The organism is Roseateles sp. P1_C6, from assembly GCF_056406315.1.
Genome location: NZ_JBFUAK010000007.1, coordinates 158,240 through 176,353, shown reverse-complemented (window position 1 = coordinate 176,353; position 18,114 = coordinate 158,240). Strand labels below are relative to the sequence as shown.

Sequence of the window (18,114 nt, the reverse complement as noted above, 5' to 3'; positions counted from 1 at the left end):
CGCTGGGGGAATCAATCTTCCGCAGCAGGGCGGTGGCGCCGCGCGGTGAATGGCGTCGCCATCCGCAGGTGCGGCATGATGCGCGCCACCACTCCAACAGCGGGACAAGACATTCGATGATCCCAACCCCGGGTTTCTGGCGCTGGGCGTTGTGCCTGGCTGTCTCCATGCCCGCCGCCGCTTCGGCCGCGCCGCCCTCGCCCTTGCAGGCGGCCTGCATCGCCGATCAGCGCGAACGCGACGCACATGACCGCGATCCCGCGGCCACCGACTGGGCCGCCATCGGCCGACGCGATCGCGAACGCCAGGACCTCGCCATCGCCGCCCTGCGCGCCGGGCGCGTCCGCAGCTTCGAGGACCACCGCTGCGCCGCATTGATCCTGCTGCATGCCGGCGAGGAAGAACGGCTGCGGCTGGCCCTTGCCGTGGCCACCGATGGTGAGCTGAAGTTCGGCGACCGCTTGGTTTTGCCCAAGCTCGCCGCCCGCGCCTGGGACCGGCTGATGATGGCGCGGCGTCAACCGCAGTGGTATGCCACGCAGTTCGAGGCCACCGGGAGCGGCAAATTCCAGCTATACCCGCTGGCGGCTGACGCGATGACTGTGCAGGAGCGGGTCGAGCGCGGCGGGCTGGACGAGGCTGCCGTGGCCGAGCAACTGCGGCAGCTGAACGCCAGCGCGCTGGCGACTGCCCCGCGCGCCGCCGCTCCAGCCCCCACCGAAACCCTGAAATTTCGCATCGCCCCTGAGGTGCTGAGGTCAGCGCTGACGCAGGACGAGGGTCTAGGCAATGCACTGGCGCTTTTCGCCTACCGCGGCGTTGCGTTCTCGCGCGACGGCGAAGTGCCCCAGGGCCGGCTGATCTTCCTGCCGCGCCGGGCCGAGGCGCTGGCCGCCTTCGTCGCAGATCCGTCGACGCCCTTCCCCAAGCCCACGGGGTCGGCCACACCGACGACTGGCAGCGGCGTGGTGTACTGGTTGCAGCATGAATCGGAGGGCGGCCGACGTTTGCTGCTGGGCCTGGACGATGCCGTGCAGGCCGCGGCCCAGCTCGTCGTGACCCCCGGTCGATGGTTCGAGGTCACCGTGACCGTGGGCGAAGGCGAACTGGTCGCGTCATCCTGGCGCGCACTGCCCGGGCGCTGAGCGATCAGTCGCAATGCTGGTCGGCCGGGTTTGTCGACCCGCGCCGGCGACGCCGCATCCAGGGGACGGCGTTGTTATGCTGGCACCACCAGCCCGGGTCATGTCAGACCCCAAGCGACAGGCGAGGTGATCCATGCGCCAGCCCACTGACAAGGACAAGCCTCATCCCACCCACCGCCGAGCTGCCGGCGGGGCCGTGCTGCTGGCGCTGCTGGCCGCCCCCGCAGCCGCGCAGGATCTGAGCCAGCTGTCGCTGGAGCAGCTGTCCAACATCGACATCAGCTCGGTGTCGCGGCGCCGCGAGAAGCTGGCGCAGGTGCCGGCCTCGTTGTACGTGATCAGTGCCGACGCGATACGGCGCTCCGGCGCGCGCAGCCTGCCCGAGGCGCTGCAGCTGGCACCCAACCTGCAGGTCGCGCGGGTCGATGCCAACCAGTACGCCATCAGCGCACGCGGCTTCAACAACTCGGTGGGCAACAAACTGCTGGTACTGATCGACGGCCGCACGGTCTACGCGCCCTACTTCTCGGGCGTGCAATGGGACCAGCAGGACGTGTTGCTGGACGACGTGGCCAGCATCGAGGTCATCAGCGGCCCGGGTGGCAGCGTCTGGGGCACGAATGCGGTCAATGGGGTGATCAACATCATCCGCCGGCCGGCCGCGGAAACGGAGCTGCTGCTGCGCGTCGATGCCGGCACGGACGAGCGCTCGGCCGCGCTGCGCCACGGCGGCAAGCTGCCGCTGCAGGGTCACTGGCGCGCCTACGCGAAGCTGCAGCAGCGCGATGCCACCGAGACCGAAGCCGGCACGGCCGTGACGGACAAGTCAAGGCGCTGGCAGCTGGGCTGGCGCGCCGACTGGCTGGACGACGAGGACGGGCTGACATTGCAGGGCGACGTCTACCGCGGCGACACGGCGGACCGCGTGAGCGGCGCACGGAACCTGGGCGGCGTGCGCACGTCCGGCGCGAACCTGCTGGCGCGCTGGACCGGCCGGCTGGACGGCGGCTCGCGCTTGCGCGTGCGGGCCTACTACGACCATGTGGAGCGCGAGGACGCGATCCTGTACAGCCCGCGCTTCACGGTGCTGGACCTGGAGGCGCAGCACAGCCTGACCTGGGGCGCGCACTACATCGACTGGGGCGGCGGCTGGCGCAGCGCGCGCGACCACGTCGCGCCGGGGCTGGTGTTCGGCTTCGTGCCCGACCACGCACGGCAGCAGTGGCACAACCTGTTCGTGCAGGATGAGTGGCATCTGGCGGACGGCTGGCGTCTGACGGCCGGCACGAAGTTCGAGCACAACGACTACACGGGCTGGGAGACGCTGCCGTCGCTGCGCATGGCCTGGTCGCCATCGCCGCGCTGGCAGTGGTGGGCCTCGCTGTCGCGCGCGGTGCGCGCGCCGGCCCGGCTGGACCGCGACCTGCGCCTGCCGCCGCAGCCGCCCTTCATCATCGCGGGCGGGGCCGGCTTCGTGTCGGAGGTCGCGCGCGTCGTCGAGCTGGGCCATCGCGGCCAACCGAGCAGCACGCTGAGCTATGCGCTGACGCTGTACCACCATGACTGGCAGCGGCTGCGCAGCGGCCAGCCGCCGCCCAATGCCATGGTGCAGAACATGATCGCCGGCAACAGCTGGGGCCTGGAAGCCTGGGGGAACTGGCAGCCATTGGCCTGGCTGCGGCTGAGCGCCGGCTTCAACCGCCTGCAGCAGGACTTGGCGGTGCAGCCGGGCAGCCGCGACCCGGTCGGGCCGTCCGCCCTGGGCAACGACCCGCCGCGGCAATGGCAGCTGCGCGCCTCGCTGCAGCCGGCGGACCGCCATGAGCTGGACTTGGCGCTGCGCCATGTCGCCAAGCTGCCGCAGCCAGCCGTGCCCGCCTACACCGTGCTGGACGTCAGCCACGGCTGGCGCGCCAGCCCCACGCTGGCGCTGACGCTGGGCGGCCGCAACCTGCTGCATGGCCGCCAGGCGCAAGCCAATGCCTTGCCGGGCCGCAGCGTCTTCGGGCCCGAGGCCTACGCGCAACTGCGGTGGACCCCGTGACACCGGCGAGGCGCCGGCCGCTGCTTGCCCTTGCGCTGGGCTTGCTGATGGCCGGCGTGGGCCGCGCGCAGCCCGACGATCCCGGCGGCGAGGTGCGCATCAAGGCCGAGTTCCTCTACAAGTTCACGGCCTACGTGGACTGGCCCGACGGCGCGCTGGGCGCCGCCGATGCGCCCTTTGTCATCGGCGTGCAGGGCTCGGAGGCCATGCTCAGCGAGCTGAGCCAGGCCGTGCAGGGACGCACGGTACAGGCGCGACCGGTGCAGGTGCGGCGCGTGCGCGCGGCCGATGTCGATCAAGGCCTGCACCTGCTGTTCCTGGCCCGCGGCGAGACGGCCAGCACGCGGCGCGGGCTGTTGCTGGTCAGCGAGGGCGCGGCCGGTGAGGTGCCGCCGCGTGCCAGCGCCATTCACTTCGTCGTGGTGGGCGGGCGCGTGCGCTTCGAGGTGCTGCTCGACGGCGCCGAACGCGCCGACCTGCGCCTGAGCTCGCGACTGCTGTCCGTCGCTCACAAGGTGCATGCGGCGACGCGTTGAGGCCGCCGGCCTCAGGCAGCGCCGCCCTCGGGGTCCAGCCGCCGCGCCCGCGCCAGCCGCCAGGCGTCCGCCGGGTCGGTGAACACGGCTTCGGCCTTCGTGCCCGTCTCGCGGCCGGCGGCGTCGATGGCGATGCGCTTGTCGAAGACATAGCACTCGCCCTGCCAGTCCTTTGATGCGTCGGGGAAGGCTTCGAGGAAGGCCAGGATGCCGCCGTCCAGCTGCGCCACCTTGAGCCCGCGTTCCTGCATCCACGCCGCCGTCTTCTCGCAGCGGATGCCGCCGGTGCAGTACATCGCCACCGTCCTGCCCTGCCATTCGTCGCGGTGGGCTTCGACATAGGCCGGGAAGTCGCGGAAGTGCGCCACGCCCGGGTCGATGGCGCCCCGGAAGCGGCCGAGCTTGAACTCGAAGGTGTTGCGGTTGTCCAGCACCACGGTGTCCGGGTCGTCCAGCAGCTCGCGAAAGCGCTGGGGGCTGACGTGCGTGCCGGTATCGACGCCACTGACGCCGGGCACGCCGAAGGCGACGATCTCGCGCTTGACCGACACCTTCAGCAAGCTGAACGGCGAGCGCTCGCAAGCGTTGTGCTTGAAATGCAGATCGGCAAGACCGGGTTGCGCTTGCAGCTCGCGCTCAAAGACGCGGACCGCCTCGATCTCGCCCGCGACAGCCGCACTCAAACCCTCTTCGGCGACGAGAACCACGCCACCAAGCGCCAGCGCTGCGCCGCGCTCGCGCAGCCATTCGGCAAACCCGGTCGGGTCCGGCATCGGGGTAAAACGGTAGAAGGAGCTGTGCAGCAGGGCCATGACGGCGAATTGTCGACTCGTACACTGGCCCCGCTATGTCCCGCCTCAAAGTCCTTCCCCAATACCTGATGCCCAAAGGGGCCATGACGCGCCTGGCCGGCCGCATCGCCAGCAAGCCGCGCGGCGGCATGACGACGTCGACGATCCGCCGTTTCGTGGCGCGCTATGGCGTCAACATGGACGAGGCCGCGGAGCCCAGCATCGCGGCCTACGCGACCTTCAACGACTTCTTCACCCGGGCGCTGAAGCCCGGTGCACGGCCGCTGGCCCAGGCGCCGCTGATCAGCCCGGTGGACGGCGCCATCAGCCAGGTCGGCCGCATCCAGGGCCACCAGGTCTATCAGGCCAAGGGCCAAGCCTTCACGACGACCGCGCTCGTGGGCGGCGACGCCAAACTGGCGGCGCAGTTCCAGGACGGCCTGTTCGCCAACCTCTACCTCAGCCCCAAGGACTACCACCGCATCCACATGCCCGCCGACGGCAGGCTGGTGCGCATGGTGCATGTGCCGGGTGCGCTGTTCTCGGTGAACCCGACGACGGCGCGCGGCGTGCCGGGGCTGTTCGCGCGCAACGAGCGCGTGGTGTGCGTGTTCGACAGCGACACCCTGGGCCGCTGGGTGCTGGTGCTGGTGGGCGCCACCATCGTCGGCAGCATGGCCACCGTCTGGCATGGCGGCATCAGCCGCAAGGGCCCCGTGCGTGAATGGGACTACGAGCCGGGCCAGGTCAGCCTGAAGCAGGGCGACGAGATGGGCCGCTTCCTGCTGGGCTCCACCGTGGTCATGCTGTTCCCCAAGAGCGACCTGCAGTTCAACCCGGCCTGGCAGCCGGGCGGCACCATCCGCATGGGCGAACTCATGGCGCGCTGAGCAAGGCGCCGGCGGCGTCCGCGCTCAGCGCGCGCGACAGCAGCCAGCCCTGCAGATGCGTGCAGCCCAGCCGCTCGACCTCGGCGGCCTGAGCCTCGGTCTCCACCCCCTCGGCGACGATGGCCAGGCCCAGCGCCTCGGCCACCACGCAGGCCGCGCGCACGACGGCACCGGCCGAGGGTTCGGGCAGCGGGTCGACCATGCTGCGGTCCAGCTTGAGCGTCGTGATGGGCAGGCGGCGCAGCAGCGTCAGTGAGCTCTGGCCGGTGCCGAAGTCATCGAACGCCACGCCCGCGCCGGCCTCGCGCAGCCGCGCCAGTTGCGGCAGCACGCGGTCCAGGTGGCTCATCGCGGCGGTCTCGGTGATCTCGACCTCGATGAGCGCCGGGTCCACACCATGCGCGCGCACCAGGTCCAGCAGCCAATCCGCGAAGCCGGCGTCCTCGAACTGCAGCGGCGACACGTTGACGGCCACCGGCAGCACCGCCAGGCCTTGCCGCTGCCAGGCGCGCAGCTGCTGGGCGGCTTCGCGCAGCACCAGCGCGCCCAGCGGCACGATCTGGCCCGTGCGCTCGGCGGCGGGGATGAAGTCCGCCGGGCTGACGCGGCCGCGGCCGGGCCGCTGCCAGCGCACCAAGGCCTCGAAGCCGGCGACGCGCCGGCTGCCGGATTCGAACTTGGGCTGGTAGTCGAGCTGAAACTCCTGTTGCTCGATGGCGGCGGCCAGCGCCTGCTCGATCTCCAGCAGGCCGCCGGCGCTGGCCGCCATGCCTGGACGGTAGATGACGACCGCCGCACCGGCCTGCTGCTTGGCCTGGTGCATGGCCATGTCGGCCGCGCGCAGCAGCGCCGCGCCGCCCAGGCCATGGGCCGGGAAGCGTGCGATGCCGACCGACAGATGCACGTACAGCTCGCGGTGCGCCACGACGAAGGGCGCGTTCATCAGCGCCAGCAGACGCTGGCCGGCGAGCTGCGCACCGGCGTCGTCGTCGACGCCGGGCTGCAGCAGCAGGAACTGGTCTTCCCCCAGCCGGGCGAGCAAGGCCTCGGGCGCCAGCGCCTCGCGCAGCCGCGCGGCGATGGCCTGCAGCAAGGCGTCACCGGTCTCGTGGCCCAGGCTCTCGTTGACGAGCTGGAAGCGGTCCAGGTCCGCCGACAGCAGCACGAAGCCGGGACTGCCGGGCGCGGTCAGCTCGGCCAGGCGGGCCAGCGCCGCGTGGCGGTTGGGGAGGTCGGTCAGCTCGTCATGCAAGGCCTGGCGGCGCAGCGCCTCGGTGGCGCGCTGGCGCGCGGTGTCGTCCAGCATCAGCACCAGCAGCGCCGGGCCGCCCTCCCATTCGATGTAGCTGGAGCTGCCGCGCAGGTAGATGGCGCTGCCGTCGCGCCGGTAGCGCTCGCCCTCCCAGCCGATCTGGCCGCTGCCCTCCTGCAGCAGGCGCTGGTAGCGCCCGCGTGCGGCCTCGATGTCGGCCGTGGCGATCAGCGGCGCGACCGGGCCGATGTCGTCGATGCTGTCGAAACCGAACATGGCCAGCGCCGCCGGGTTGGCGTAGACGGCCTGGCCCTCACGCACAACCAGCAAACCCTGCATGGACTGCTCGTACAGCTGGCGCAGCCGCTCGCCCATGCGCTTGGCCTCGCCATGCGCGCGCCGCACGGACAGCAGGATCAGCGCCATCGCCAGCGTGCCCTGCACATAGGTGCCGACGACATGCGTGGCCGGCGAGCGCGCCAGCGGGTCCAGCAGCGGGCCGCTCAAGTGGACGAACCCCAAGCCGACAAAGCACACGGCGACGAAGCGCTCCGCCGGCTCGCCATCGCGCCACAGCCACCAGGCCGCCAGCCAGGCGCCGCCGGTCAGGATCACGGCCGCGGCCACGACGCCCAAGCGTTGCTCCACGATGGCCAGCACCAGGATGACCAGGAGCAGACCGACGAAGTACGGCACGGCGCGCCGCCAGCGCCACGGCCTGCCGCGGTAGTGGCTGGCGCCGGCCAGCTGCCAGGCCAGCGACGCGACGATGCTGGCGGTGGCCACGGTGGCCTGCACGCGGTAGTGCAAGGACTGCGTGTCCGCCGGCACCAGCGCCACGCCCAGCGCCAGGCCGAAGGCGAGAAAGATCTGGCTCCAGCCCCAGTCGCTGATGTGGCTGTGGGCCGGCTCCAGCCTGGACAACACGAGCATCGCAACCCCGAGCATCAGCAGGAGGCTGGAGCTGATCAGCAGCAGCCAGGTCATGAGGCCATCCTAGCGAGGATGGGCTGCTGACCGAGCGTCTATGCAGGCGCCGCGTCGTTAGAACTCCGGACGAATATCACGCGTGGCCAGCGGCCAGCGGTCGCTGCGCCAGGGCGAGGCGGGGAGGCCGGCGCCGTCCACGAGGTTGGCCTCCAGCGGCGTGTCGCCCCAGGCATAGCGCACGGCCACGGGCTTGGTCACCGCGTCGCTCCAGACGCGCACGCGGTCCTTGCCGACGATCTCGGCGCGCGCCGGCACGAAGCGCTGATCGGCGCCGGCCAGCGCAAAGCCCAGCAGCGGGTCGCCGCCGCGCGCGGCCAGGCCACCGGCGACATCGCTGAAGCTCAGCTCGAAGCGCCCATCGGGCAGCGCGCGGCTGACCTTGAGCGTCGGGCCCTTGAAGGCGATGGGCTTGCCGTACTGCTGCGCCAGCGCGATGCGCGCCAGCCGATCGCCGACGGTGCGCTTGTCGCGCGGGTGGATGTCGTTGGCGTCGCCCACGTCGATGCTGACGGCCATGCCGGTGGCGGGCAGGCGCAGGGTCTGGCGCTGGGCGTCGCGCAGCTCGGCGAAGGCACTGCCCTCGGGCAGCGGCGGGCGCGGGCCGAAGGAGGACAGCTGCACGAAATAGAACGGCAGGGCCCGCTGATGCCACTGCGCCCGCCAATCCTCGATGAGGCGCGGGAAGGCCTGGGCGTAGCGGGCGGCGCGCGGCGCGTTCGTCTCGCCCTGGTACCAGATGACGCCGCGCACGGCCAAGGGCGTGAACGGCTGGACCATGCCGTTGAACAACAGGCTGGGCAGGTCGTTGGGGCCGGGCTCGGTGAGGGGCTGCAGCGCCTCGACGCGGGCCTGCCAGCGGCCGGCCAGGGGCTTGGCGCCGGCCGCTGTTTCCAGCCGCAGGCCGGCCGCAGGACCATCGATGCCGCCGTCGCCGCCGGTGTCGGTCACGCGCACGGCGATGACGTTGTCGCCCGCGCGCAGCAGGCCGGCGGGCAGCGGGTAGGCGCGCGGCGTCTCCCAGCCGCAGGTCTTGCCGACGGGCTGGCCGTTGACGAAGGTCTCGTCGCAGTCGTCCACCGCGCCCAGGTGCAGCGTCGCCGCGCCCAGTTCCGCCGCCGTCAGCGTGACGTGGCGGCGCAGCCAGACCTGGCCATCGAAGCCGGCCAGGCCTTGCGTCTCCCAGACCTGGGGCGCGTTCAGCGTGGGCCAGGCCTTGTCATCCAGCGTCGGGTCGGCGCCGCCACCGGCGGGGAACGGCTCGGGCGGCCCGCCCTGCCAGGCGCGCACGCGGGCCAGCTGGGTGTCCTGGCGGCGCTGCACGAAGGCGGCGACATCGGTGGGGAAGGCCTTCATCGTCTCGGCCAGGTCAGGGTCGGTGGCCGCAGCGCGCGGGCTGGTCCAGGTCTCGACGTGGGTGCCGCCCCAGCTGAGGTTCAACAGGCCGATGGGCACGCCGACGTCGGCCTGCACGCGGCGCGCGAAGTGATAGGCCACGGCGCTGAAGTCACCGGCCGTCGCCGGGCTGCTGACGTCCCACCGCAGCGGTGGCGCGTCGGGCAGCGGCGCGACGCTGACGCGGTGCGGCATCTTGGCGTGGCGGATCTGCGCGTGGTTCGCCGCGGCAATCTCGGCGGCGGCGTTCTGCGAATCGGCCAGCCGCCATTCCATGTTGGACTGGCCGGCGGCGATCCAGACATCGCCGATCAGCACGTCGGCGAGGGCACGCTGCTCGTTGCCCGCGTTGACCTGCAGCTGGTGCGGGCCGCCGGCCTTCAGCGGTGCGAGACGGGCCAGCCAGCGGCCATCCGCACCGGCCACTGCGTCGGCATGATGGCCGCCGATCTGCACGCGCACGCGCTGCCCCGGCTCGGCGCGGCCCCAGACGCGCAGTGGCGCGTCGCGCTGCAGCACCATGTGGTCGGCGAACACGCCGGCCAGTTCCAGCGCCTGGGCGGCGCCGCTGGCGGCCATCAACGCGGCGACGAGCAGCGTGCGCATCGCGATCACCACGTGAAGGTCACGACGCCGCTGGCCGGCAGCTCGTAGCTGAAGCGCTGGCCCGGCGCCTGCACCGTGAAGCGGCGCGGCTGCTTGCCGGAGTTGGCGACGATGAGGGCCGTGCTGCCGTCCGGGTTGGTGAAGGCCACATGGTCCAGCCCCTTGGCCTCACCGTGGGAGTCCACGCGGCGTGCGCCCTGCACCACGAAGCGGCTGGCATGGCCGAAGGCGTAGTACTCGATGTTGCGCGTGACCTTGCCCGTCTTCGGGTCGATGGTGACGACGCCGCGGCAGTCCTTGCAGCCGCCCAGGTGCGGGCCGTAGGTGGGGTCCAGCGCCAGGTTCCACATCAGCACGCCGCGCGCGCCGTGGCGGGTGCTGCCGATGATGAGGTTGCGCGTGATCCAGGGCAGCGTCTCGTCCCACTGCGGTTTCCATTCGCCGCCGGAACACTCGGTGAACCAGACGTCCAGCTCGGGGAAGTGCTGCGCCACCTGCGACTGCGCGGACACGTCGCCCGCGTAGCAATGCCAGGCCACGCCCGACACGTACTGGCGCGCGGTCTTGTCGGACAGCATGGACAGCGGGCTCCAGGGCTCGTCCCAGTTGTGGTCCCACTCCAGCAGCTGCGTGGTCATGCCCTTGCGCTTCAGCAGCGGACCCAGGTGCTGGCCGACGACGGCCGCGCGCGTGGCGGGCGTCATGCGCATGCCGGGGTAGTCACCGGGCTCGAAGTGCGGCTCGTTCTGCAGCGTCAGCGCGAAGACGGGCACGCCCTCGGCCTTCATCGCGTCGACATAGCGCACCATGTAGCGCGCGAAGGCGTCGTGGAACTCCGGGCGCAGCTGGCCCTGGACCAGGCTGTCGGTGGTCTTCATCCAGCCCGGCGCGCTCCACGGCGAGGCCATGACCTGCAGCTTGGGGTTCAGCGCCAGCGCCTGCTTGACGGCCGGGATGACGTCGGCACGCTCGGGCGCCAGGGAGAACTTCTTCAGCTCCGGGTCGGTCTGGCCCGGCGGCATGTCGTCCAGGCTGTAGTGGCGGCGCGAGAAGTCCGACGCGCCGATGGTCAGCCGCGTCAGCTCGAAGCCCAGGCCCTTGCCGTCGTTGCCGTCGCGCGTGAACAGCTCGCGCATCAGCGCGTCGCGCTGGGGCTCGCTCATGCCGTTGCGGATCAGCCAAGCCGAGCCCTCGGTGATGGCGGCGCCGAAGCCGGCGATGCGCTGGTGCTGGCGCCTGGGGTCGATGCGGATGACGGCCTCCACCTTGGCGGCCGGCTTGCCGACCTCGCTGGGCGCCAGCAGATGCTGCTGGTCGGCGGTCGTCAGAAAGGCCCGTACAGGTGCGGCGTTGGCCATGCCGGCGAGCGCGGCGGTCAATGTCAGAAGCAGTGTCTTCATGGTCCTGGCTCAAGAGGCCGCGCAGTGGGCGGCGATGAAATCAGCGTGTGATGGCATGACGGCCACGCAGCGGCGCACGACGTCTCGGGTGTTGTCGACAAAGGCCTGGGCGCGCTCGCGGGCGCTCAGCTCGGCCAGCGCATGGTGCCGGCGCGGGCGCAGGCCCTGGCCGACCAGCACCTGCAGCCAGCTGGGCTCGGAGAACAACTCCTGGCCCTGGCGGTGGATGCGGCCGCTGGCGGAGAACAAGTCCATGCGCGCCTGCAGCGCGTCGGGCACGGCCATGTCGCGGCAGTGGCGCCAGAACGCCGAGTCGTCGCGGCGCGTCAGCTTGTAGTGCAGGATGACGAAGTCGCGCACGGCGTCCATCTCGGCGGCGGTCTGGCGGTTGTACTCGGCGATGTCGGCAGCGTCGGGCTCGGCATGCGGGAAGCAGTCGATCAGCCGCAGCACCGCGCTCTGGATCAGGTGGATGCTGGTCGACTCCAGCGGCTCCAGGAAACCGCTGGCCAGGCCGATGGCGACGCAGTTGCCGACCCAGGCTTCGCGGCGCCGGCCGGTGCGAAAGCGGATCAGCCGCGGCTCGGCGAGCGGCTCGGCCTCGAGGTTGCGCAGCAACGTGTCGCGCGCCGCGGCCTCGTCGACGAAGGCGCTGGCGAACACATGCCCGTTGCCGGTGCGGTGCTGCAGCGGGATGCGCCACTGCCAGCCGGCGTCGTGCGCCGTGGCGCGCGTGTACGGCAGCAGCGGGCCGACGGACGGCGTGGGCACGGCCCAGGCGCGGTCGCAGGGCAGCCAGTGCGACCAGTCCTCGAACGGCACGCCCAGCGTCTTGGCCATGAGCAGCGCGTGCAGGCCGGAGCAGTCGATGAAGAAGTCGCCGTCGATGACGGCACCGCCTTGCAGCCGCAGCCGGCGGATGCCGCCCTCGTCGCGCTCGACCTGCTCGATGCGGCCCTCAATGCGCAGCACGCCCGCTGCTGTCGCATGCCGGCGCAGCAGCGCCGCGTAGCGCGCCGCGTCGAAATGGAAGGCGTGGACGATGTCGGCCAGCGGCGAGCCGGCCATGTCGGGGCGCGGCCGCATGAAGCGGCCGGCGAGCGCCGCCTGGTTGTTGATGGAGAACTCGGCCAGCGGCGCTTGCGCACCCAGGCGCAGCCAATGCTGATGAAAAGGCAGCTCGTCCAGCGGCCGACCGATGTCGCCAAAGGCGTGCATGTAGCGCTCGCCCGGCGCGCCCCAGTTGACAAACTCGATGCCCAGCTTGAACGTGCCGCCGGTCTCGCGCAGGAACTCGTCCTCGTCCAGCCCGATCAGCGCATTGAAGCCGCGGATGGGCGGGATCGTGGCCTCGCCGACGCCGACGATGCCGATGTCGTCGGACTCGACCAGCGTGAGCTGCCAGCGAGCCTCGCCGTCCTTGCCCAGCAGGCGCGCCGCCAGCGCCGCCGCGGTCATCCAGCCGGCGCTGCCGCCGCCGACGATAACGATGCGGCGCGTGGCGTCCATCAGCCCAGGCGTTGCTCGCTGGCAGCGTCGAAGACGCTCAGCGCGGACTCGTCGATGTCGAAGGCCAGCTCGTCCCCGGCCGCGATGCGGCGGCCATCGTGCACCAGCACGGAGAAGCCTTGCTCGCCCAGCTTCATCCAGACGACCTGGTGGTTGCCCATGGGCTCGACCAGTTGCACCGTCGCGCGCCAGCGGCCGTCGGACTGCAGCCGCACATGCTCGGGGCGCACGCCCAGCACGAGGCTCTGGCCGGCCTTCACGCGGCCTTCGGCCAGCTGCAAGGGGAGCGCGCCTTGCAGCGAGCGGCCGTCGGCAGCGACCTTGGCAGGCACCATGTTGATGGCGGGCGCCCCGAGGAAGCCCGCGACGAACAGGTTGGCCGGGCGCTCGTAGACCTCGCTGGGCGTGCCGATCTGCTGGATGACGCCGCTCTTCATGACGACGATGCGCGAGGCCAGCGTCATGGCCTCGACCTGGTCGTGCGTCACGTAGATCATCGTGTTGCCCAGCGTCTGGTGCAGCAGCTTCAACTCGCGGCGCAGCTCGGCGCGCAGCTTGGCGTCCAGGTTGGACAGCGGCTCGTCGAACAGGAACACGCCAGCCTCGCGCACCAGCGCCCGGCCGATGGCGACGCGCTGGCGCTGGCCGCCGGACAGCTGTGACGGCTTGCGGCTCAAGAGCGGCGTCAGCTGCAGCATCTCGGCCGCGCGCTTGACGCGTCGCTCGATCTCAGGCTTGGGCACGCCCGCCACGCGCGGGCCGAAGGACATGTTGCGCTCCACCGTCATCGTCGGGTACAGCGCGTAGCTCTGGAAGACCATGCCGATGCCGCGCTCGGAGGGCTCGGCGTTGGTCATGTCCTGGCCGCCGATGTGGATGCTGCCGTCGCAGACGTCGATGAGGCCCGCGATGCTGTGCAGCAGCGTCGACTTGCCGCAGCCCGAGGGGCCCAGCAGCACGAGGAACTCCCCCTCGTGGACCTGCAGATCCAGCCCCTTGATGACCTCGTTGGCGCCGAAGCGGATGCTCAGGCTCTGGATGTTCACGCCACTCATTTGACTGCGCCCGCTGCAATGCCGCGGACGAACCAGCGGCCGGAAATCAGATAGACCAACAAGGGCACGGCGGACGTCAGGATCGTCGCGGCCATGTTGAGGTTGTAGAGCCGCTCGCCGGTCGTCGTGTTGATGACGTTGTTGAGCTGCACCGTCATCGGCTGGTTCTCGCGGCCGGCGAAGGTCAGGCCCAGGATGTAGTCGTTCCACACGCCGGTGATCTGCATGATGGCCGCGACGATCAGCATGGGCGTGGACATCGGCAGCACCAGCTGCACGAAGATGCGCCAGAAGCCGCCGCCGTCCACGCGCGCCGCCTTGAACAGCTCGGACGGCAGGCTCGCGTAGTAGTTGCGGAAGAGCAGCGTCATGACCGGCATCGCGAAGACGAGGTGGACCACCACGATGCCGGGCAGGCTGCTGTAGATGCCGACGGCCGCCTCCAGCTTGACGAGCGGGAAGATCATCACCTGGATGGGAATGAAGGCGCCCATCATCAGCACGGCGAACAGCCAGTCGCCGCCCCTGGGCTTCCACCAGCTCAGCGCATAGCCGTTGATGGCGCCCAGCAGGATGGGCAGGATGACCGACGGCACCATGATGGCGACCGAGTTCCAGAAGCCGCCGCGTATGCCCTCGCAGCTGACGCCCGTGCAGGCCTCGCTCCAGGCGGCGCGCCAGGCGTCCAGAGACGCCGATGACGGCAGCGCAAAGATCTGGCCGAGGCGGATCTCCTCCATGCTCTTGAACGACGTCGTCAGCATGACGTACAGCGGCAGCAGGAAGAACGCTGCGGCGAACAGCAGGAAGGCGTAGACGCCCAGGCGCGCCCAGTGGGCAGTGGCCTTGCGCTTCATGCGTGGCCTCCCTTCGCGGCCTGGCGGCTGCGCGCATAGGCCAGCGGCGCGACCAGGGCCAGCACGGTGATCAGCAGCATCACGGCGCCGGCCGAGGCGAGGGCCAGGTTGGCGCGGCCGAACAAGTGGTCCATGATGAATTTCGCGGGCACGTCGCTGGCCGTGCCGGGGCCACCCTGGGTCATCGCGACGACGGTGTCGAAGACCTTGACGACACCGGTGGCCAGCAGCGTGAAGACCGTCGCCAGCGTCGGGCCCATCATGGGCAGCACGACGGACAGGTAGACGCGCCAGGTCGGGATGCCGTCCAGCCGCGCGGCCTTCCAGATCTCCTCGTCGATGCCGCGCAGGCCGGCCAGCATCAGCGCCATCACGAGCCCTGCCCCCTGCCACGTGCCGGCGATGACGACCGTGTAGATGACCATGTCCTGGTCGACGATCCAGTCGAACTGGAAGCTGGTCCAGCCCAGCTGCTGCATCGCGTTCTGCAGGCCGCTGTCGGGGTTGAGCACCCATTGCCAGACCAGGCCCGTCGCGACGAAGGACATCGCGTAGGGGTACAGGAAGGCCGTGCGCAGCGCGCCCTCGCCGCGCACCTTCTGGTCGATGAAGACGGCGAGCAGGAAGCCGATCAGCATCGCCGCGACGATGTAGAGCACGCCGTACACGGCCAGGTTGTGGATGGCGTGCTGCCAGCGGTCGTTGTCGAGCAGGCGCTCGAACTGCTGCAGGCCGACGAAGTCGTCCTTGGGGAAGGTGCGCGAGCTGGACAGCGAGGTGCGCAAGGTCCACAGCACCGTGCCGACATAGCCGACGAGGACGATGACGGCCAGGGGCAGCAGGGCACCCCAGGCCGCGAGAGAGCGGCGCTTCATCGTCAGGACTTCAAGGCGTTGACGATGTCCTTCTGGACTTTTTCAACCGGCAGGTTGCGGTTCCAGTACGAGGTCAGCACGTCCTGCAAGGCGCCGTTCTGGTCGGGCGTGATGTAGATCTCGCCGTTGCCGAGCTGGCGCGACTTGTCCTTCATCGCCGCCACGCCCATCTGCGCGCACAAGTCCATCTTGCTGACGTCCACGTCGGTGCGGATGGGGATGGAGCCCTTCTTCATGCTGAAGGCCACCTGCGTGGCCGGCTGCGTGATGACGCTGGCCAGCAGCTGCTGGGCCTTGACCTGATCGGGCTTGTCGGTCTTGGGGAAGACCATCACGTCGCCCTGGATGACGTAGGGCGCGTTCGGGCCGAAGCCGGGCGCGCAGCCGTAGTCCTTGCCGGCCTCCTGCTTGGCCTGGGCGAACTCGCCCTTGGCCCAGTCGCCCATGATCTGCACGCCGCCGCGGCCACTGATCAGCATGGCGGTCGCATCGTTCCAGTTGCGGCCCGGCGAGCCCTTGTCGGTGTAGCTCTGCAGCTTCTTGAAGGCCAGCAGCACCTTCTTGAAGTCCTCGCCCATGATGGCCTTGGGGTCGCGGTCGCGGAAGATCTTCAGGTACAGCTCGCGGCCGCCGTAGTGCGCCAGCGTGGCGGTGAAGACGATGCCGTCCTGCCAGGGCTGGCCGCCATGGGCCAGCGGCACGACGCCGGCGGCCTTGAGCTTGTCCAGCGCGACAAAGAGCTCGTCGAAGTTCTTCGGCTCGTCGGCGATGCCGGCCTTCTTGAACGCGGCCTTGGAGAACCAGAACCACGTCATGTTGTGGATGTTCACCGGCGCGGCGTAGTAGTGGCCCTTCACGCGGATGGCCTGCAGCACGGTCTCGGGCAGGAACTTGTCCCAGCCGTCGCGCTTGGCGACGTCGTCGACGTTGTTCAGCAGGCCCTGGTCGACGATGTCGCGGAACTGCTGCGTGGTGTTGAACTGCGCGGCCGTCGGCGGGTTGCCGCCAGCAATGCGGTTGATGGCCACCGAGCGGGCCTGCTCGCCCAGGGCGATGGCCGTGTCCACCCACACGCCGCCCTGGGCGCGGTAGGCGTCGGCCAGCGTCTTGGCGGCGGCGGATTCACCGCCCGAGGTCCACCAGTGGATGACCTCGGCCTTCAGCGGCTGGGCGACGGCAGGGAAAGCGGCTGCGGCAAGCGCAGCGGCGGCCAGGGCGTGGCGGGGGAACTTCATCTTGTCTCCGGATCTTGTGGTGCGGCGAGGCGCAGTGTCCCTTGGGACGGGCGCGGCCGGCCTGAGGGACGACCCTGTAATCTTTCATTTAGAAACCGCCTGTACCCGCGGTTTTGTCACTCATATGAGGGGCCGCCTCCTTTAATCATTCATTCAGAAAGCGGCCATACCAGAGCCCGCTGTCCTTCAGCGTGCGCTGTTGCGTCGCATAGTCCACATAGGCCAGGCCGAAGCGGCGCAAGTAGCCCTCAGCCCATTCGAAGTTGTCCAGCAGGCTCCACGCGAAATAGCCCTTGACCGGCACGCCGGCGTCCATCGCCTGCCGGACCGCGCTCAGGTGGCGTTGCAGGTAGCTCAGGCGCTCGGCGTCGTGCACATGGCCGTCGGGCGTCAGCTGGTCCTCGAAGGTGGAGCCGTTCTCGGTCAGCTGGATGACCGGCGGGTTGTAGTCGCGCTGGATGCGGGTCAGCAGGTCGACCAGGCCTTGCGGCGACACCTCCCAGCCGAAGCCGGTGCGCTCCACGCCTTCGCGCTCGACGAGCTTGGCGCGCATGGGGCTGTGGGTGCCATCGGGGTCATTGCCCACCATCTCGGGGAAGTAGTAGTTCACGCCGAGGAAGTCGGTCGCGGTCGCGATGGCCGCCAGGTCGCCGGCCTGCACCTGGGGCGCGGCTTCGCCCAGCAGGGCCAGCGTATCGGCGGGGTAGCCGCGCCCAAACAGCGGGTCCAGGAACCAGCGGTTGCGCAGGCCGTCGTGGCGCTTCACGGCGGCGAGGTCTTCCGCACTGTCGGATGCCGCGGTGATGGGGTGCAGGCTCAGCGTGATGCCGACCTGCGCCCCGGGCGAGTTCTTGCGGATCACGGGAATAGCCTGGCCGTGCGACAGCAGCACGTGGTGGCAGGCCTGCATCGCGTCGGCCAGGCTCTTGCCGCCGGGGGCGTGCACGCCCTCCCAATAGCCCATCATGCAGGAGCACCACGGCTCGTTGTGCGTGATCCAGTGCTTGACGCGGTCGCCCAGGCGGCGCGTGACGATGTCGGTGTATTCGAGGAAGGCGCCCACCGTGTCCCGCGAGATCCAGCCGCCCTGCGCCTGCAGCGCCTGCGGCAGGTCCCAGTGGTACAGCGTCGCCCAGGGGTCCAGGCCGCGCTCCAGCATGCCGTCCACCAAGCGGTCATAGAAGGCCAGGCCCGCCTCGTTCACCGCACCACGCCCCGTGGGCAGGATGCGCGGCCAGGCGATGGAGAAGCGGTAGGCGTTGACGCCCAGCCGTTGGGCCATGTCCAGGTCCTGCGGCCACAGGTGGTAGTGGTCGCAGGCGACCAGCGCGTTGGAGCCGTCGCGGATGCGGCCGGGTTCGCTGCAGAAGCGGTCCCAGATGGACTCGCCCTTGCCGTCCTCGCGGCCGGCGCCTTCGATCTGGAAGGACGAGGTGGACACGCCCCAACGGAAATCGGCGGGGAAGTCTTTGCGGGTCGGGGCGTTTGAGGCGGTCATGGGGCGGATGTGGGGGCGCCGGCATGAAGCCGGCGCGGG

Annotated in this window: 14 protein-coding genes; 4 read left to right on the top strand and 10 right to left on the bottom strand. The window is 70.4% G+C overall.

The annotated features are described in order from the left end of the window. Nucleotides 1-32 precede the first annotated feature (32 nt). The 3 genes from AC1D29_RS16695 (at nt 33) to AC1D29_RS16685 (ending at nt 3,725) form a co-directional block, all read left to right on the top strand. Nucleotides 33-1,145, top strand: coding sequence for a hypothetical protein (locus AC1D29_RS16695; RefSeq protein WP_477899368.1), 1,113 nt, complete (start codon nt 33-35; stop codon nt 1,143-1,145). Nucleotides 1,146-1,278: 133 nt separating this feature from the next. After that, complete coding sequence (locus AC1D29_RS16690) at nt 1,279-3,189, top strand: TOL_0244 family TonB-dependent receptor (protein WP_477899366.1); 1,911 nt, start codon at nt 1,279-1,281, stop codon at nt 3,187-3,189. Beyond that, nucleotides 3,177-3,725, top strand: coding sequence for a TOL_0243 family YfiR-like periplasmic protein (locus tag AC1D29_RS16685; RefSeq protein ID WP_477899364.1), 549 nt, complete (start codon nt 3,177-3,179; stop codon nt 3,723-3,725). The genes AC1D29_RS16690 and AC1D29_RS16685 overlap by 13 nt, the downstream gene beginning before the upstream one ends. A gap of 11 nt (nt 3,726-3,736) precedes the next feature. Here the strand turns inward: AC1D29_RS16685 and trhO are convergent, their stop codons facing one another. Next, the gene (trhO, locus tag AC1D29_RS16680) at nt 3,737-4,537 is read right to left on the bottom strand and encodes an oxygen-dependent tRNA uridine(34) hydroxylase TrhO (protein ID WP_477899362.1); all 801 of its coding nucleotides are present in this window, start codon (nt 4,535-4,537) and stop codon (nt 3,737-3,739) included. Between the two features lie 35 nt (nt 4,538-4,572). On the opposite strand from trhO, the gene asd reads away from it, so the two are divergent. Further along, the gene (gene asd / locus AC1D29_RS16675; protein WP_477899360.1) at nt 4,573-5,406 is read left to right on the top strand and encodes an archaetidylserine decarboxylase; all 834 of its coding nucleotides are present in this window, start codon (nt 4,573-4,575) and stop codon (nt 5,404-5,406) included. Here asd and AC1D29_RS16670 read toward each other — a convergent pair. From AC1D29_RS16670 to AC1D29_RS16630, 9 genes are all read right to left on the bottom strand, one after another. Beyond that, on the bottom strand, nt 5,393-7,645 hold the full coding sequence (locus tag AC1D29_RS16670) for a putative bifunctional diguanylate cyclase/phosphodiesterase (protein WP_477899358.1): 2,253 nt from the start codon (nt 7,643-7,645) through the stop codon (nt 5,393-5,395). The genes asd and AC1D29_RS16670 overlap by 14 nt on opposite strands. A 57-nt stretch (nt 7,646-7,702) precedes the next feature. Continuing rightward, nucleotides 7,703-9,646, bottom strand: a complete 1,944-nt coding sequence (locus AC1D29_RS16665) for a sialate O-acetylesterase (RefSeq protein ID WP_477899356.1) — start codon at nt 9,644-9,646, stop codon at nt 7,703-7,705. Nucleotides 9,647-9,651: 5 nt separating this feature from the next. Further along, on the bottom strand, nt 9,652-11,046 hold the full coding sequence (locus AC1D29_RS16660; protein WP_477899354.1) for a glycoside hydrolase family 30 protein: 1,395 nt from the start codon (nt 11,044-11,046) through the stop codon (nt 9,652-9,654). 9 nt (nt 11,047-11,055) lie between these two features. Continuing rightward, nucleotides 11,056-12,555: a tryptophan halogenase family protein gene (locus AC1D29_RS16655; protein ID WP_477899352.1), complete on the bottom strand. Its 1,500-nt coding sequence runs from the start codon at nt 12,553-12,555 to the stop codon at nt 11,056-11,058. Beyond that, on the bottom strand, nt 12,555-13,610 hold the full coding sequence (locus AC1D29_RS16650) for an ABC transporter ATP-binding protein (RefSeq protein ID WP_477899350.1): 1,056 nt from the start codon (nt 13,608-13,610) through the stop codon (nt 12,555-12,557). Before AC1D29_RS16650 ends, AC1D29_RS16655 begins: the two co-directional genes overlap by 1 nt. Next, a complete protein-coding gene (locus tag AC1D29_RS16645; RefSeq protein WP_477899348.1) occupies nt 13,607-14,467 on the bottom strand; it encodes a carbohydrate ABC transporter permease in 861 nt (286 codons plus the stop codon). Before AC1D29_RS16645 ends, AC1D29_RS16650 begins: the two co-directional genes overlap by 4 nt. Next, nucleotides 14,464-15,342 carry a carbohydrate ABC transporter permease gene (locus AC1D29_RS16640; RefSeq protein WP_477899346.1) on the bottom strand — a complete coding sequence of 293 codons (879 nt, stop codon included), beginning with the start codon at nt 15,340-15,342 and terminating at the stop codon, nt 14,464-14,466. The genes AC1D29_RS16645 and AC1D29_RS16640 overlap by 4 nt, the downstream gene beginning before the upstream one ends. Before the next feature lie 2 nt (nt 15,343-15,344). Next, nucleotides 15,345-16,577 carry an ABC transporter substrate-binding protein gene (locus AC1D29_RS16635; protein WP_477899344.1) on the bottom strand — a complete coding sequence of 411 codons (1,233 nt, stop codon included), beginning with the start codon at nt 16,575-16,577 and terminating at the stop codon, nt 15,345-15,347. 145 nt (nt 16,578-16,722) lie between these two features. Then, the gene (locus AC1D29_RS16630) at nt 16,723-18,075 is read right to left on the bottom strand and encodes a GH1 family beta-glucosidase (RefSeq protein WP_477899342.1); all 1,353 of its coding nucleotides are present in this window, start codon (nt 18,073-18,075) and stop codon (nt 16,723-16,725) included. Between the last annotated feature and the right edge of the window lie 39 nt (nt 18,076-18,114).

Excerpts from the sequence above, each read along its gene's own strand:
- AC1D29_RS16690 (WP_477899366.1), top strand. The coding sequence starts at position 1,279 with ATGCGCCAGCCCACTGACAAGGACAAGCCTCATCCCACCCACCGCCGA.
- AC1D29_RS16670 (WP_477899358.1), bottom strand. The coding sequence starts at position 7,645 with ATGACCTGGCTGCTGCTGATCAGCTCCAGCCTCCTGCTGATGCTCGGG.
- asd (WP_477899360.1), top strand. The coding sequence starts at position 4,573 with ATGTCCCGCCTCAAAGTCCTTCCCCAATACCTGATGCCCAAAGGGGCC.
- trhO (WP_477899362.1), bottom strand. The coding sequence starts at position 4,537 with ATGGCCCTGCTGCACAGCTCCTTCTACCGTTTTACCCCGATGCCGGAC.
- AC1D29_RS16650 (WP_477899350.1), bottom strand. The coding sequence starts at position 13,610 with ATGAGTGGCGTGAACATCCAGAGCCTGAGCATCCGCTTCGGCGCCAAC.
- AC1D29_RS16630 (WP_477899342.1), bottom strand. The coding sequence starts at position 18,075 with ATGACCGCCTCAAACGCCCCGACCCGCAAAGACTTCCCCGCCGATTTC.
- AC1D29_RS16640 (WP_477899346.1), bottom strand. The coding sequence starts at position 15,342 with ATGAAGCGCCGCTCTCTCGCGGCCTGGGGTGCCCTGCTGCCCCTGGCC.
- AC1D29_RS16660 (WP_477899354.1), bottom strand. The coding sequence starts at position 11,046 with ATGAAGACACTGCTTCTGACATTGACCGCCGCGCTCGCCGGCATGGCC.
- AC1D29_RS16635 (WP_477899344.1), bottom strand. The coding sequence starts at position 16,577 with ATGAAGTTCCCCCGCCACGCCCTGGCCGCCGCTGCGCTTGCCGCAGCC.
- AC1D29_RS16655 (WP_477899352.1), bottom strand. The coding sequence starts at position 12,555 with ATGGACGCCACGCGCCGCATCGTTATCGTCGGCGGCGGCAGCGCCGGC.
- AC1D29_RS16665 (WP_477899356.1), bottom strand. The coding sequence starts at position 9,646 with ATGCGCACGCTGCTCGTCGCCGCGTTGATGGCCGCCAGCGGCGCCGCC.
- AC1D29_RS16645 (WP_477899348.1), bottom strand. The coding sequence starts at position 14,467 with ATGAAGCGCAAGGCCACTGCCCACTGGGCGCGCCTGGGCGTCTACGCC.